The organism is Clostridium sp. AM54-37XD (assembly GCF_003478225.1).
Taxonomy (GTDB): Bacteria; Bacillota; Clostridia; order Lachnospirales; family Lachnospiraceae; genus Coprococcus; species Coprococcus ammoniilyticus.
In genome coordinates this window covers 263,150-279,850 of record NZ_QUEV01000001.1, presented here as the reverse complement: position 1 = coordinate 279,850, position 16,701 = coordinate 263,150, and the positions used below count along the sequence as shown (strand labels likewise).

Genomic DNA, 16,701 nt, shown 5'->3' with positions numbered 1-16,701 from the left:
AACACATAATATACTTCCCTTTCTCCTGAAATACCGGACAAAATAACGCTATCTGATCAAGGCACTTCGATTATATTGCTGACTCTGATATACGTTCCATTTATATATGCCTCAAGCCAGATCGATGTATCCGGATATGTATATTCTGCCGGCAGCTGCAATTCACCTCCTGCTGCTCTATCCAAAAGAAGCGAACCATCCCGCTCAATATGCCAGCCCAGATTATCATATCCTTCGACTTCATCTCTTGTGATCACGCCATTTTCATAAGTCAGTGTAAATGCTTCAACAACCGGTGTTTCTGCAATTAACTGATATCTGTGCGAAAAATACCGGATACTTCCAAATCTTCCGTTTTTCTTTTTATACACAACCGTTGCATCGCAGTCTCTGAAATTAATACCGGCTTCCCTGCCAACGATCGAGCCGGTTTCAGGGCCGGGTGTTCCAACCATACCTGATACATTTACATTTATCCAGTCTTCAGAACCATAAATTTCTCCGCCTGCAATTCCTACATACGTTCCTCCAGACACATATGCCTTTTCAAAAGTGATATTCTTCATCTGCAAGGAATAAGAATATCCTACAAATCCGCAATGTCCACCGTATTTTGTATCTATATGCATATTTTTTATTATATGATTTTGTCCATCTATAAGCCCCACAAATGTAGTGTGCTCAAGATATCTGTCTGGTCTGTACCATCCGCCCATCGGAACCCATTCCAGACCGTCAAGATCTATATCCGCCTCAAGGTAGAGTTCCACGGAATCATTATACCCTTTGACTGCATTGACATAATACACAACTCCAGCCAGTTGTTCCTTTGTTTCTACATGAAACACGGGAGCATTTTCTAATGCCCAGTCCGTGTCCGCAATCTCCATGATCGAGCCGGTATCCCCATAATTTTCCCAGTCTGTTTTTGTCGGATCATAGTCCTTGTTGTTATAGGTTTTCAAGTTACCTCGTCCGGCAGCATATTCCGGATCTGGATACGGATAGTCCCCATAAACACTGTCCTCTGAGTCTGCATATGAATATTCTTCATAAGTACTGTCTTCCAGATCTGCATCTGTATAATTCTCATATATTGATCTTGGAATAAATATGCCGAAAAGCACTCCGAATATAATTATAAATATTTTCCACATAGTAATTTCCCCTTCCCAATTATATAAACCCTATCTTTTTGTTACTACTGTATCAAAGACATATTTTTCTTTTATCTGCTTTAACATCTCCATATGCGGCATCTGCAAATGCTTCTGCTGATCCTCCTCCGATTCCCATTCCTCTACGAGCAGCAGTTTGTCCGGATCTTCGACATCCTCATAATAATTATATGACACACATCCTTTTTCCTTCCGAATCTGATCTAAAATCCCGGATGCCATCACAGTCTCAACAAATTTCCCTCTCATCCCTGATTTTGTTGTATATCTGACAAGCAAAACGATGTTTTTCATTTTTTCTCTCCTGTTATTTATAATTTTATTAGTCATGCCTAACCTCCGTAATTATAGCATGCCTTTATTAAATTATAAATTTTCCGCCGCATATAGCTTCCTTGTCTGTTTCCGGTTACGTCGGCGTCCCAACCTCGATCAGATTTCCATCCAGATCATAGAAACGAACCACCTTCTGTCCCCAACTGTGAACCATAAGTGGATTTACATATTCAATCGATGGATATAACCGCTCCAGCTTTTCAACAAAAGCTTCGATATCCCGCTCCTCAAAATATAGCTCGGCGGAATTATTGTGGGATATCACATCTCTTTTTAGAAAATCTTTCCATATCCTCTCATCCTGCAATACAAGTCCTTCCGTCAGGATCAGATTTCCGTCATTATCTAATATTGGTTCGAGTCCAAACAGATCATGGTAAAATTGCTTTGACCGTTCAATATCTTTCACAACAATTAACACATTCCTCAGTCTCATTCCACACCTCCATATTTTTATCTGTTTTAAATGATTTCCGGTCTTTCACATAAAAAGTCACATTTACCTTCGGACTCAAACAGGCACTTGTATTTACCGGCACTATGCATCTCATTACGAAATCTTTGGTAATGTCAATATATAATTAACTGGATGCAGTTATAACTCCACCTTTATTTTTTCTATTTTCTAATATATGACTCTGCCATAGACAGCAGCGTTTCTCTGTTGTTCAACTCAGGACTGCCAAGCACCTGATTCAGAAGCTCCTGCAGGATATCGCCGATCTCTTTTCCCGGCTTTACGCCAAGTGCGATCAAATCCTTTCCATTGATGGCAAGCTGTTTAATCGTCAGACAATCTTTCGCATCCGTGATCTCCTGATACAATTTCTCCAGATGCTCGATGCTGCCTCTCCGTTCTTCTAACTTATAATCACTCTGCGCCGCCATATCCGCCCGGCGGATCTTGATATAATAAGGGAAGAAATCTGCTCCCATCCTGCTGAGTGCTTTTCGGAAGGTTGTCTTTTTCAACATCTCCCCTAAACCATAATCATGCCACAGCACCATCTTGCATACCAGATCTGTCGTTTCATTGTCAAACCGCAGTCTGCGAAGCACCTTACGGGCAATCTCTGCCCCCTTCTCATTATGTCCATAGAAATGGTCGATACCATTTTCATCCACGGTATGACATTCCGGCTTTCCCACATCATGAAGCAGCGCAGCCCATCTGCATACTGTAGTTGGCTCGATAACCTTAACTGCTTCCATTGAATGAACGCCTACATTGTATTTATGGTATGGATTATTCTGCGGCTGTTCCATCATTCGGTCAAATTCCGGCAGGATATATGCTGTTATGCCTGTCACATATGCTTCCATCAATTTCTCCGGATGCGCAGAAGTCAGCAATTTGTCAAGCTCCACGCGGATACGTTCGGCACTGATATCCTGTAAGAACTGTGCCCGCAGGATCATCGCCTTTCTGGTATCCCTCTCGATCGTGAAATCAAGCTGGCCTGCAAACCGGATCGCCCGAAGGATTCTCAGAGCATCTTCATCAAATCGTGCCAGCGGATCACCGACCGCTTGATGACCTTATTGTCAGATCATCCATTCCACCGAACAGATCGATCACACCTGCTGAAGGACTGTATGCCATAGCGTTGATCGTAAAATCCCTACGCTTCAGGTCTTCTTCTAAATTTGCAGTAAATTCCACAGAATCCGGTCTTCTGTGATCGGAATATTCTCCATCCACCCGGTAGGTGGTTACTTCATATGCCTCTTTACCAAACATAACCGTAACCGTACCATGCTTAATTCCGGTATCGATCGTCCGTCTGAATAACGCCTTTACCTGTTCCGGTCTTGCTGCTGTCGTAATATCCCAGTCTCCCGGTTCTCTGCCAAGAATACTGTCTCTCACGCATCCACCAACAATATAGGCTTCATACCCGGCAGCTTCCAGTGTCTCTATTACCTTTTTCGCATTCTCCGGCATCCTGATCTCCATATCACAACCTCCTCCTTGGGTATTTCTATGCCTTTCTGTACACAATACCATTACTTTATTTTTTGATAGGGTATCTCTCATCTTCTCTTCTATTATACCCTATGATCTATCCTTCACTTGGGTATCACTTCTGTTTTCTAGCTGTCATACCCACGCGCCTACCCTTCGGCGGGGTATTAACAAGATTTTTCATCCAATATACCCTTAAGCGCCACCATCTACGCCATATTTCATGATTGCGCCACCATCTATGCCATATATTTCATGATATCAATTAAAAACAGCATATTCCATCCCAAATATATATTACATTAAAATAGGTGATAACAATCTATTAATATGTTTGTTATCACCTATTGCAAGTATCATAAATTCCGCAAAATCAAATACACTACTTATCTATCATCTGCTAATGGCTGGTCTTTCTTTTATCATACTTTGCCAAAGTATACCATAGTCTTTGCCGGTGTTCCTCTTAGTATGCCTTGCCAAAGTATACCATAGTCTTTGCTGGCTTACCGCAATGTACACAGACATCGGACAAATGCTCCTGCTCAAATGGCATACATCTGGTTGTTGCACCGGTCTCATCCTTGATTGCTTCCTCACAGGCTCTGTCGCCACACCACATAGCCTTGATGAATCCCTGCTTTCTTGTCAGAATGTCAGTGAATTCTTCCCAGTTATGAGCTCATGTGTATTGGCATCTCTGTGAGCAGTTGCCTTTGCAAGCATGTCTGCCTGCATCTTCTCAAGGATCTCTCCAACTGCTTCTGTAATATTATCTAATGAAACAACTGTCTTTTCTCTGTTATCACGACGCACGATAACTGCCTGACCAGCTTCAATATCCTTTGGTCCGATCTCGATACGAACAGGGATACCACGCATCTCCTGCTCAGAGAATTTCCAGCCTGGGTTCTTATTAGAATCATCCAGCTTAACTGTGAACTTCTCAGAAAGAGCAGCCTTGATCTCCTGTGCCTTTTCAAGAACACCTTCCTTCTTCTGGTTGATCGGAATGATCATAACCTGTGTAGGAGCGATTCTTGGTGGAAGCACCAGGCCGCTGTCATCACCATGAACCATGATGATCGCACCGATAATTCTGGTTGACATACCCCATGAAGTCTGGTGTACATACTGTAATTTATTATTTGCGTCTGTATACTGAACGCCAAATGCCTTGGCAAATCCATCTCCGAAATTATGGCTTGTACCGGACTGAAGTGCCTTACCATCATGCATCAGAGCTTCGATCGTATAAGTAGCCTCTGCACCTGCAAACTTCTCTTTATCTGTCTTACGTCCCTTGATCATAGGAATAGCCAGAACCTGCTCACAGAAATCAGCATAGACATTTAACATCTGGATGGTTCTTTCCTCTGCTTCTTCTGCTGTAGCATGTGCCGTATGACCTTCCTGCCATAAGAATTCCATCGAACGAAGGAAAGGTCTGGTTGTCTTTTCCCAACGAACAACTGAACACCACTGGTTATAAACCTTTGGAAGATCTCTATATGAATGAATGATATTCGAATACAGATCACAGAACAGAGTCTCTGATGTAGGTCTTACACATAAACGCTCCGGAAGTGGATCCAAGCCACCCTGTGTTACCCATGCAACTTCAGGTGCAAATCCTTCTACGTGATCCTTCTCCTTCTGAAGAAGACTTTCAGGAATGAACAATGGCATATATACATTTTCTACGCCTATTTCCTTGAATCTTCTGTCGAGTTCCTTCTGTATATTTTCCCAGATGGCATAACCGGCCGGTCGTAAAATCATGCATCCTCTTACACTTGAATAATCTGTAAGCTCTGCTTTCTTTACAACATCTGTGTACCACTGGGCAAAATCTTCGTCCATGGAAGTAATAGCCTCTACTAATTTCTTTTCATTAGCCATCTCAATTTTCTCCTTTATATACTTATAAAAATAATTCTATCGTGCAGCCTTTTAAATGTGTCTGACATCTATACCTGTCCTTTAAAAAGTTACATACCTTCTGTCATTATATAGATATAACCTGATATTTTCAAGGGATTTTTGCCGGTTCTGCCAGAATGTAAAACATTTTTTCTTGCAATTTGCACTGTTTCTGTATATATTATCCATGATGAAAAGCACTAAACACAGGAATGAAAAATCATTTGTCTGCAACGGATGATCTTTCCATATTCCAAACAAATAATGAGGGTAAAATAATGAATAAACAGGAGTCAAATACATCTTTCCATTTGAAAGGCGAATCAACAAAAACCGGAAAACTTCCGGTCTCTGAACAATATCTGGAAGATAAGGAAATCCAGGATCAGACAGAACAATTAAAAAATCAGACAGATATATCAACAGAAGGTCTGACAGAGACAGCCATTCTTCGTTTAAAAGCGGAGCAAACTTCTGCAAATAAGTCAAATGGTATCTCCGGTGCCACTTACAGCATCAGCACCTCCTACCACGAGGCAGTTGGGGAACAGCAGGCATCTCTGACAAGACAGCGCAAGAACCGCCATACCTTTGCAATCGTCCGGAAAACCATAACACTTGTTGTAATCTTTGCAATCCTGGTTGCAGGTATCTACTTCCTGTCCACACATCTCCGGAATCTGAAGCCACACGATGACAAATCCATGCAGGAGCTTCTCTGTGAATCAAAATGGACAATAGAAGATCTTGGCAGTTTCATATTCACAGAAGACAACAAAGTGATCAAAAAGAAAGGCTCCACCGAAACTGGAACCTATGAAGTAACAGATGACGACATTTTGATCATGCATTTCAAAAAAGAAGATCTGAGTTATCTGTTGGAAACCAGTTCAGATGGAACCGTAAAATGGGTACACAGCTATAATGGCTTTGAAGAAGTCATTATTCCGAATACCATTCCAATTACAAAATAATATTAAAATTCATCCAGCTCGATGATCTCAAAGGCTTTGCCCTCCGGCTCATTCTTAAAGATCATATGCTCACCCGTCACCGGATGTTCGAATTCCAGTCTGGATGCATGCAGACCGATCTGCTTATAAGATTTCTTTGTTTTCTGGAACTTTGGATTATACTTTGTATCGCCCCAGATTCCGGCTTTTTTACCAGCCATCTGTACACGGATCTGATGGGTTCTGCCTGTGATAAGATTGATCAGAACATAACTTAAGATTCCATCATCTGTCTCCATGACATCTAACACTTCATAATCCAGCTCCGCTAATTTGGCTCCCGGCGTATCTTTATCCACAATTCTTGTGACATTTGTCTTGTTATCGTGAATCAGATAATTCGTAATCGTTCCGGCATCATTCGGAAGTTCTCCGGTTAAGATTGCCTGATAATATTTGACCATCTCGCCATCTTCACTCTGCTTTGACAGCTTCGAAGCAGCCTCCTTGTTCTTGGCAAATAACATAATGCCGCCAACCGGACGATCCAGTCTATGGATCGGAGCCAGATATGGTTCCTCTGTCCGATGCTCTTTCTCAAAAATGCGAAGCTTCAACATACTGACCATATTTTCAGAATTCTTCTTGTCCGGCTGGGATGGCAGCCCATACGGCTTCACCGCAACCAATATATCATTATCTTCATATAATACTTCTATCTTCATCTGTTATCTCCTTATCAGAACCTATCAAAATCCAAAGCTCTGATGCACACTCTCCCATCTGTGCAGGCTCTGTCCTCACACTTTTTCACTACATTCTGAATCGGTATCCAACGCCCCATACAGTTTCGATGTACTGTGGCTTAGATGTATCAAATTCGATCTTCTCACGGATCTTCTTGATATGAACCGTAACGGTTGCGATATCTCCGATACTCTCCATATTCCAGATCTTGTTAAACAGTTCATCCTTTGAAAATACCTTATTCGGATTGCTTGCAAGGAAAGTCAGAAGATCGAATTCCTTATTTGTAAATACCTTCTCTTCTCCATCCACATAGACACGACGATCGGTCTTGTCAATCTTTAATCCACGGATCTCAATGACATCATTCTGCAATGCGGTTGAACCAATCAGACGCTCATATCTGGAAATATGTGCCTTTACTCTGGCAACCAGCTCACTTGGACTGAATGGCTTTGTTACATAATCATCAACACCAAGTCCAAGTCCACGGATCTTATCAATATCATTCTTCTTTGCTGTAACCATGATGATCGGAATATCCTTCTTCTCACGAATCTGACGACAGATTTCAAATCCATCCAGATCCGGAAGCATCAGATCAAGCAGGATCAGGCTGTAATCATTCTCTAATGCCTTATCCAGACCCTTTGCTCCATTTGTCTCTATCTCAACCTCAAAATCATTCAACTCCAGATAATCCCGCTCCAGCTCTGCTATGCTAAGTTCATCTTCAATTATCAGTATTCTGCTCATCTTTATTTTCCTCCTTGATGTATTTCTTCAATGTGAAATAGATCGTTGTACCTTCACCTTTCTTACTGGTCGCCCAGATCTTTCCACCATGTTCTTCCACGATCTTCTTGCAGATAGCAAGCCCCAGTCCGCTTCCACCTCTGGAACGTCTTGCACTGTCTGCACGATACGTTCGGTCAAATATATGCGGCAGGCTCTCTTTGTCGATCCCCCGTCCATCATCATTGATCGATACCTTGATCATTTTCTCACTTTCTTCTATAGAAATGTCAATATGACCTTCCTCTTTATCTGTATACTTGATCGCATTTGTCACAATATTGTTGATAACACGCTTCAACTGATCCGGATCAACAACAACCTTTACATCTTCCGCACAATAATTGTTATAGTTCAGTGTCATATTATGTGATAACAGATCTGCCCGAACCTCTTCCATACAGTCATTAAAATAGTCTTTTACCGATACTCTGTGGAATTCATACGGAATCGCATTGTTCGTGATATTGGTATATAGCGACAATTCGTTGATCAGCGCATCCAATTCATTTGCCTTATTATAGATCATCTTCAGATAACGATCCTGCTTCTCCGGTGTGTCTGCCACACCATCCATCAGACCCTCAACGTATCCTTTGATCGTTGTGATCGGAGTTTTCAGATCATGAGAAATGTTACTGATCAGCTCCCTGTTTTCTTCCTCATACTGCATCTTAAGCTCAACCGATTCATTCAGGCGCTCTCTCATGTCGTTAAATGACCGGCACAATTCTCCAATCTCATCTTTTCTTCCATCACTGACCTCTACCGGCTCTCCCAGATTCCCGGTACCAATCTCCTCTGCTGCCTCCTTCAGACGAACCAGCGGACGGATGAACTGTACATATACCAGTGTCGACAAAGCAGTTGTCAGAACCAGCATGATCAAGAACATCATAAGGATAAATCCAACCAGCGCACTCTTAAACTGGCTGACGTAATTACCATAATATGTAACCAGGAAAATACTGATCGATTTGCCATTGATCTGATAATCGATCTCATTACACAGATATGCCTGTGGAGATGTCAGCATATATTCATAAGTTTTGCCATATTTTCCAAATGCATATGAACCCTGATCGCCCATTTCCCCGGAACCGGACTCTGATGAACTGTTTTCTACTTCCTCCTGCTTGATTCCCTTCTCACCATTTATATAGATTGCACGTTTGGTAAGTAAAGACGCTTCCAGTTTTTCTACTTCATCTTTTATACCGGAATATGTAAATTCACCATCAATATAGACAAGCACCGATGTCCTGTAATTTCCGGCTTTCTGGTTCAGACTGTCCAGATATTTCTTATCATAGAATTTGCCCGGATCTGTCTGCAGATCCTCCTGCACATCCGACATGATGATCGACAGATTCCGGTATGTTTCCTTAATCGGATCGCTGATCGAATATAATGACTGTATACTGTAACCGTCACCAAACATTTCTGACAAATAACTTCGTCCAATCACGATCGTACCTACCAACATGATCAGCACGATAAAGATCCAGACGGAAACCAACGCCCATTTAACTTTTTTTATGATCTTCATATGTTTTCCTTTATAATTGTTTTTCCTCGCATTGCTCCAGATTTCTCTCGCATCGCTCATCTCGTAATCCTTCGGATTTCTCTCGCAATGCTCATCTCGTAATCCTTCGGATTTCTCTCGCAATGCTCATCTCGTAATCTTTCAGATTACTCGATGTCCGTGCTTCGCACTATCAGATCATAAAAATAAATCAGGTCTTGTGCAAGCACAACCTGGTTTATTTTTATGATCTGGCATTGCTCGGCATACGCTCATTATATCACGGATTCAATTTCTCTTATATGAAGTTTTTATAAAGAAAGACTAACAGATGGATGAAGCTGGCATATGTTCTTATTTATTCTTCTTACCAAATAATCGTTTTTTCTTTTTTCCTCCGGCTTCTGCTGCCGCGATCTCCCGTCTGGTCTGCTGCATTTCCCGGATCACGGTATCCAGTCTCTGATACCGTTCCTCTGCCCGCTCATCCTGTTCCTTCATAATAACATCCATCTGCTTTGCGATCTGCTCTGTTGCTTCCGCAGTTACTGCCTGACTGATCGGCTTGATATTCTCCTTTATCGAATTTCCCACAATCTTCGTCATCATCGACTGGAACTGTACCAGCTTAAAATCAACAATCCGCTCCTGATCCTCACCCGGCTCCTCCGTGATCTGGGTAACTGTATTGACCAGTTCCGAGGTGAAATCTGTTTCAACCTCCTTCGATGCCGTTTCAACCGGAACTCCATTTTCCAGAATATCATACATTTTCTGCACCAGTTCATGGATCGCCTTTAACTGGATCCCCCGATCCTTCAGCTCCTTTATCTTCTTCAAAATTCTGATATCCTGCTCATCATAGTACCGATGTCCCATATCATTTCGCTTGATCCTCATATCCAGTTCTTCTTCCCAGTAGCGAAGCACATGTGGTTCAACATCCACCATTTTTGCCGCCTCTTTTATCAGATATTTATTTCCCATTTGAATAGCACCCTCCTGATATTTTTTGTGAACCTCCCAGAAGGCCTGTCCACTTCACAAAATAATTCTACATTTATCTTCCCCTCTCTACAATTCTTATCGTGAGCATTCTTTTTACAGCTTTCTACATAAAAAAACATCCCGGTCAGAACATTATCCGGATTCCTTTTCAGCTTCCGGGCAACATCTCCAACCGGGATGTAATATCATATATTTGCAGGCTAATTATTGATCTTTACAATCTTATAAACCCCATCCGATGTCATGCGAAAATAAATATTCTTACTTGCTGAACCGATCAGCCATGCATCACCATCCCTACTCTTCCGCAGGTTATCGATTGCATCGGTTCCTACTGCCTCCAACAGCTTATCTGTGAAGATCTGATCAGCCGGGATCGCCATCAGCTCATCTATATTTGCAATGGACTCTCCGCTTCCAAGTTCCTGCGGATAGTTCAGGATCTCAGACAAGCCATTGACATCCTTATTCTGGAACACCGTTATGATCTGTTGTGCAAATGCTTTACTTTCCGCCTCTGCATGCTCAATTACATCTTCTCTCTCATCATAATGATCCTCAAATGAAAGCAACGGAAGGATACTGTCTACAACTGAATCCTCTGCTGTTACATAGATGTACAGACAATAATGAATATTCGTATCACTCCAGAAAACAACCCTGCCCGGATTCAGCTTATAATACGTTGCATTGTATCCCTGAACCCCTGATACCAGCATATCTCCGGTACCGGTATTCGTTACCCCTGCCAGATCAAAATCACTGTATACCGCAGACGCAAGGAACTGACAATCAATTCCGTTATAAACAAATTTTATACAGGCGATCTCTTTATTTTTGATCTCGTATGAAACATCCTTAACCATATTTGAAGAAGCAACATCAATGATCATGCCAAGCCGCTTAAAATCCTCCGGACCACTGACCGGGCCGTCAGTTACAACCTCTGTTGTCTCTTCTTTTGGCTGACTGTCGGCTTTTCCACAAGCAGTACAGACCGCAAGTAATCCTGTTAAAATGCACAGACTATAAATCCATTTTCTGAACTTCTGCACGTTATTTCCTCCTAATGGCAGCCATTCTGCTTGCACTTATACTGCATATTTGGATCGGTTGGATCCCATGTGTGCCAGGATGGCAGCTTATATGCAGTTGGCTTTGGAAATGGATCACTGCCCTTTTTATTTATGATCGTAACCTTTGTTCCGACCTCACAATTATCATATAACCATTTTGCATCTCCGGCGGTCAGTCGGACACATCCGTGAGAGCAGGTTGTCCCCAGCTTGTTATATGCATATACACTGAGTGCGTTATTATTATTTACATCATTATAATATACGGAATGGAACAGATATCCTTCATAGATACCGGTACACCACTGTCCCCAGCAAGGTCCCATCAGTTCATGCCATCTGTAGTGACTCTGTGTATGGAAGGTTCCAAGCGGTGTGCTCTGACCTGTAGAACAAATAAAGGAACGGACCGGAATGATATAACCCTTATCTCCATCCTTCGCATATACCGTAACAACATTTGAATACTTATTTACAATGATCTCATAAGAATCCTGCTTGCCAATAACATCATCCACTTCTACCGCACGTTTTCCGTTTGAGCAGAAATAGAACTTATAACCATCCACATATGCCCATTTCTTGCGATACATCACACCATCCGTACCGAAATAATAATAGGCATCCTTGATCTTCTTATAACCTGTCTGCGGATGTCCGTTATTATCGCAATAGTATGTATTTCCATCTATAGTGACAAGCCCTGTCGCATTTGCAAGTTTTCCATTTGTCCGGAAAATATAGATCTTACCGCTGATCGTATGTGGACCTGTATATGCAGTTCCGGTCCTGTCAAAATAATATGTATTCTTGTCAACGGTCTTCCATGCTTCCTTCACAGCCGCACCATCAGATTCAAAATAATAATACTTGCCATTGATCTGTTTCAGTCCGGTTGCCGCATATCCGGTATCCTCCATATAATAAAGCTTTCCATTATATGTTATGAACTGATTTCTGTAGAGCACACCATTCTTATTGAAATAACAGGTATGTCCATCGACAGTTGCAAGTCCGGTTGTTGCCTTTCCGTTACTGCCAAAATAAAACTTCTTGCCATTGATCGTGCGCCATTCATTCTGGATCATTCTTCCATATTTTGTAAAATAATAATACGTTCCCTTTACCTTTTTCAGACCGGAGAATGTATATCCCTTATATCCAACAAAATAAATATTTCCATTTACTGTAAAGAACTTGCTTTTCTGAAGTACGCCATTCTTATTAAAGAAATAACGATGTCCGTCAATCGTACAGAAACCTGTCTTTGCCTTTCCATCATAGCCAAAGTAGAACTTTTTGCCGTTGATCGTTTTCCAGGTCTTAACTGCCATTCTGCCCTTTTTGCTGAAGTAATAATAAGTTCCCTTTACCTTCTTCAGGCCGGAAAACGTATGTCCCTTATATCCAACAAAAAAAGTCTTTCCATTTACCTTGAAAAATTTGCTCTTCTGCAGCTCACCCTTATCATTAAAGTAATACCGGTTGCCATTAATCGTACAGAATCCCGTTTTTGCCTGTCCGTTATAGCCAAAGAAGAATTTCTTACCATTGACTACTTTCCAGACCTTCTTCTGCATTCTGCCATACTTATCAAAGAAATATCTGGCATCACCGATTTTCTTTTTACCGGTAACTGCCTGACCATTTTTCTTACTGAAATAATAGGTCTTTCCGGAAAGAACCTTCCAGCCCTTTACTGCCTTTCCATTCTCGTAATACTTCCGTCCGCCTTTTACATTTACCCAGCCGTTTTTCACTGTTGCCAGTTCTGCACCGGCTGTTGTCTGTAATTCTGCATCCGTAGCCTCTGCCTCATTTTCAGATGTATAAGCCTCTTCCGCTCTGGATGGTATTGATATTGCTCCTGCCATACATACGGCAAATGCCATCACCGCCAGTAAACCTCTAAGTATCTTTTTCATTGTTCTCTCCTCATCTAAGATATTCTTGAATATTTTCGATTCACCTGCTGTCTCCGTATTCCGATCACAAGTCCAATCTCCATTAATGTACATATGATGGCAGAACCACCTGCACTGATAAATGGCAGCGATACACCTGTATTCGGAAAGAAATTCACAGCCACACAGACATTGACTATAATCTGGAAAATGATATGTAAGATCACCCCGATCACAACCACACTTGCATATATATTTCTGGACTCTTTCACAACAATAACCATCTGATACAAAAGATATCCAAACATCAAAAACATAATAATAACACCGATCAGTCCAAGCTCCTCACAGATGATAGCAAAAATCATATCATTCTGTGCTTCCGGAATGTTGCTCAGCTTCTGTGTACCATTTCCAAGTCCCTTGCCAAGCAATCCGCCGCTTCCGATCGCATACAGAGACTGTAATGGCTGATAGCCAAGCGTACCTGCATACCGTTCCGGATCCAGCCATCCGAAGAATCTCCGAATCTGATATGGGTATTTGTCCATCTCACTGTCAAGCGGCATATTCGCCTTTAACCACATGATAAAGATAACAATCATTACAATACCAACCGCTGCAATGATCAGATGCATTTTTGGATGTTTTCCAACAATAAATGTCAGAATAAATACCATGAGCATAAGGATCAGGCAACTGCTCAGATTGGATGATATCTTCAATATCAGTCCCGCCTGAAGTGCAACTAACAGCCATAAGATCAAGGTATATCTGAATTTATCAAATTCCTTCCAGAAACGGTTCACATACCAGCCCATAAAAACGATCATACAGACCTTTGTTGCATCCGCAACCTGAAGCTGCATAAATCCCAGATTCAGCCATCTGGTCGCACCACCGGAATTAATACCAAGTGGTGTCTTTAACATAACGATCAAAACCAGAGATATAACATACGCCAGGATTCCACATTTCTTGATCAGCTTATACGGAACCCAGTTAAGGAATGCAGCAATAATAACTCCAAGTGCCATTACCTTCAACTGCTTTTTAAAGTAATATGCCGAATCGTAATTCGTGACGCGGCTGATCGACGATGTATAACTGGACGCACTGAAGATCATAATAAGTCCAAATGCCATAAGGAACACAACTGCAACTATGATCTTGATCTCTACTCCTGGGGTATAGGTATATCCTTTTTTCTCTGTCTGTCCGTTCTGTTCCACTTTTCCCCGAACACTCATATCCTGTCCGTTTGAAACCATGGTTACCCCTTTCTCACTTTAACGAATTTTTTATTTAATAGTAAATGTAAATTTCTCAACCAGCTTATCGGTATCATCATATACATATAAGGTTGCATCTCCCTTGATCGCAGATGACGGATCAATGCTCATCCATGTTGTATAACGATTCTTTACCTCTCCAAATGTAATGTCATTACTCTTTGTACCATCTGAATATATTACATACCCTTTCAGACTCATAGATGCATCATTTTCATTCAGATACATAGTATGTACATAGATCGTCTTGCTGGAATCCGCAGATGTCTTCTTATTTTTGTAATCATCCAGTTTATCATTTACAAATGATTCTACTGTCCATCCGATCAACTTTGTATAATCATCTTCTGCCGAACCATAATCTGCATAACGAAGATCACAGAGATAACTCATCGTTGTCTCATCACTGCGATCCTTATGATCCTTTACATAAGCTGCTTTTGCCTTGTTGATCTTATCCGTTACATCTTTCTTTGTAACCTGCTCGTATTTCTCAACAGCACCCTTGTAATCCTTGCTCTTGTAAAGAGAGCTTCCCCATTTTGTATAAGCACTGTCAATCTTCTTTGTGCAATCTTTATACTTGGAATCCACCTCACCGTAAGTCTTGATCGCATCCTCAAACTTCTTATCTGCCAGATATGTCTCTGCCTGCTTGATCAGACACTCATTTGCCTTATCGGAATAATCGGAATATTCTGATTTCAGGAACAGCTCTTTTGCTGCCGCATACTCTTTAGCTTCCATTTTGTCAGATGCATTATTGTAGTAACATTCCTTGATCTTATCTGCGGCATCCTTATAATCTCCGGCTGTCTCGTATGCCTTGACTGCCTCATCATATTTCTTCTGCTCTGCAAGTGTCTCACCATTCATGTAAGAACACTCTTTTACTTTTTCTGCCGCTCCGGTATAATCTCCTGCCTTTGTATAATACTCAGCAGCTTCTGTATATTTCTTCTCACCGTAGAGCTTCTCTGCCTGATTGAAATAACACTCTTTTGCCTTATCTGCTGCATCCTTATATTCATCTGCAACTGTTTCCAATGCAATTACTTTCTCATAAGATGCCGCCGCATCAATATAATTGCCTTCTTCTGCAAGACTTGCTGCATACTCATAATATACGCCGCCATTTACCTTAGTCTCTGCATCCTTCATCCAGCCGGCTTCTTATACAGTTCAACTGCATCATCGATCCGTCCATCCTTATAAGCCTCTTCTGCCTTGTTATAATTCAGATACTTTGGAACAACATAAGCAGCTCCACCGCCAAGAGCAAGAACAACTACGATCAGAATAATGATCAGTGCTACTTTTCCACCCTTGCCTTTTTTCTCTTTTGGCTGCTTTGGTGCCTTTGGTTCTTTTGAAGCCTTTGGAGCTTTCGGCTGTTTCGGAGCCTTTTCCTTTTTTGACTTTTTATCTTTCTTTTTTTCATCCTTTTCATTTACAGGCATACCACCCATAGCACCTGGCTGGCCAGGGATTGGTCTTGGCTGAAATGGCGGGATCCCATTCTGTGGTGCTGCACCCGGCTGACCCTGCATTGGTCTTGGCTGGAATGGCGGAACCATCCCATTTGGTCCCGGCATCGGACGGCCATTTGGTCCCGGCATTGGGCGGCCGTTTGGTCCCGGCATCGGCATTCCCTGATTCTTCAGCATATCGGCTGACAGAACCGTTGTACCTTCTTCATCCTCATTTTCTTCAACCTTCTTATCCAGATCAACTGCCTTTAATACAGTCGTCCCTTCTTCTTCCATTTCATCTGTATCAACAACAGCAGCATTTGCCTCTTTGCTGATGTCCGGCAATTCCTTTCCTATATCCTCATTTTTTGATACATCTGCTACCTGGGAAGCTACATCCTCCATTCCGACACTGTTACCGTTGTCAGCTGCCATATCCTCAACTTTTTTCCCGCAAACAGGACAAACCTTCATATCCGGTCCAAGTTCGCAACCACAATTATCACAATACATGACAGTTCCT

15 protein-coding genes and 1 pseudogene are annotated in these 16,701 nt (G+C 41.7%); 1 reads left to right on the top strand and 15 read right to left on the bottom strand.

The window, feature by feature from the left end:
- Positions 1-56: 56 nt before the first annotated feature.
- The 6 genes and pseudogenes from DXA07_RS01215 to proS form a co-directional block, all read right to left on the bottom strand.
- Complete coding sequence (locus DXA07_RS01215) at positions 57-1,157, bottom strand: hypothetical protein (protein WP_118482966.1); 1,101 nt, start codon at positions 1,155-1,157, stop codon at positions 57-59.
- A gap of 30 nt (positions 1,158-1,187) precedes the next feature.
- Complete coding sequence (locus DXA07_RS01210) at positions 1,188-1,472, bottom strand: antibiotic biosynthesis monooxygenase family protein (RefSeq protein ID WP_182427481.1); 285 nt, start codon at positions 1,470-1,472, stop codon at positions 1,188-1,190.
- A 115-nt stretch (positions 1,473-1,587) separates the two neighbouring features.
- Positions 1,588-1,950 (bottom strand): VOC family protein, encoded by a 363-nt coding sequence (locus tag DXA07_RS01205; protein WP_117807987.1) that lies wholly within the window; start codon positions 1,948-1,950, stop codon positions 1,588-1,590.
- A gap of 182 nt (positions 1,951-2,132) precedes the next feature.
- Complete coding sequence (locus DXA07_RS13855) at positions 2,133-2,933, bottom strand: HDIG domain-containing metalloprotein (RefSeq protein ID WP_348980714.1); 801 nt, start codon at positions 2,931-2,933, stop codon at positions 2,133-2,135.
- Between the two features lie 100 nt (positions 2,934-3,033).
- The gene (locus DXA07_RS13850) at positions 3,034-3,471 is read right to left on the bottom strand and encodes a hypothetical protein (protein WP_348980713.1); all 438 of its coding nucleotides are present in this window, start codon (positions 3,469-3,471) and stop codon (positions 3,034-3,036) included.
- Positions 3,472-3,946: 475 nt separating this feature from the next.
- Positions 3,947-5,382: pseudogene (gene proS / locus DXA07_RS01195) on the bottom strand (proline--tRNA ligase).
- Between the two features lie 299 nt (positions 5,383-5,681).
- On the opposite strand from proS, the gene DXA07_RS01190 reads away from it, so the two are divergent.
- Positions 5,682-6,377: a hypothetical protein gene (locus DXA07_RS01190; RefSeq protein WP_117784560.1), complete on the top strand. Its 696-nt coding sequence runs from the start codon at positions 5,682-5,684 to the stop codon at positions 6,375-6,377.
- Positions 6,378-6,379: 2 nt separating this feature from the next.
- Here DXA07_RS01190 and DXA07_RS01185 read toward each other — a convergent pair whose 3' ends face one another.
- The 9 genes from DXA07_RS01185 to DXA07_RS01145 form a co-directional block, all read right to left on the bottom strand.
- On the bottom strand, positions 6,380-7,081 hold the full coding sequence (locus DXA07_RS01185; protein WP_021944247.1) for an RluA family pseudouridine synthase: 702 nt from the start codon (positions 7,079-7,081) through the stop codon (positions 6,380-6,382).
- An 88-nt stretch (positions 7,082-7,169) separates the two neighbouring features.
- The gene (locus DXA07_RS01180; RefSeq protein WP_008399752.1) at positions 7,170-7,859 is read right to left on the bottom strand and encodes a response regulator transcription factor; all 690 of its coding nucleotides are present in this window, start codon (positions 7,857-7,859) and stop codon (positions 7,170-7,172) included.
- Positions 7,837-9,570 (bottom strand): HAMP domain-containing sensor histidine kinase, encoded by a 1,734-nt coding sequence (locus DXA07_RS01175; RefSeq protein WP_243013837.1) that lies wholly within the window; start codon positions 9,568-9,570, stop codon positions 7,837-7,839. The genes DXA07_RS01180 and DXA07_RS01175 overlap by 23 nt, the downstream gene beginning before the upstream one ends.
- Positions 9,571-9,780: 210 nt before the next feature.
- Positions 9,781-10,413: a helix-turn-helix domain-containing protein gene (locus DXA07_RS01170; protein WP_021944249.1), complete on the bottom strand. Its 633-nt coding sequence runs from the start codon at positions 10,411-10,413 to the stop codon at positions 9,781-9,783.
- A gap of 221 nt (positions 10,414-10,634) precedes the next feature.
- Entirely contained in the window at positions 10,635-11,489 is an 855-nt protein-coding gene (locus DXA07_RS01165) for a hypothetical protein (protein WP_117807980.1), read from the bottom strand.
- A gap of 11 nt (positions 11,490-11,500) precedes the next feature.
- Positions 11,501-13,435: a L,D-transpeptidase family protein gene (locus DXA07_RS01160; RefSeq protein ID WP_181983887.1), complete on the bottom strand. Its 1,935-nt coding sequence runs from the start codon at positions 13,433-13,435 to the stop codon at positions 11,501-11,503.
- A 14-nt stretch (positions 13,436-13,449) separates the two neighbouring features.
- Positions 13,450-14,685: an FtsW/RodA/SpoVE family cell cycle protein gene (locus DXA07_RS01155; RefSeq protein ID WP_117807976.1), complete on the bottom strand. Its 1,236-nt coding sequence runs from the start codon at positions 14,683-14,685 to the stop codon at positions 13,450-13,452.
- A gap of 30 nt (positions 14,686-14,715) precedes the next feature.
- Positions 14,716-15,867, bottom strand: a complete 1,152-nt coding sequence (locus DXA07_RS01150) for a tetratricopeptide repeat protein (RefSeq protein WP_118482962.1) — start codon at positions 15,865-15,867, stop codon at positions 14,716-14,718.
- Positions 15,864-16,691 (bottom strand): zinc ribbon domain-containing protein, encoded by an 828-nt coding sequence (locus tag DXA07_RS01145; RefSeq protein ID WP_118482960.1) that lies wholly within the window; start codon positions 16,689-16,691, stop codon positions 15,864-15,866. The genes DXA07_RS01150 and DXA07_RS01145 overlap by 4 nt, the downstream gene beginning before the upstream one ends.
- Positions 16,692-16,701: the final 10 nt, after the last annotated feature.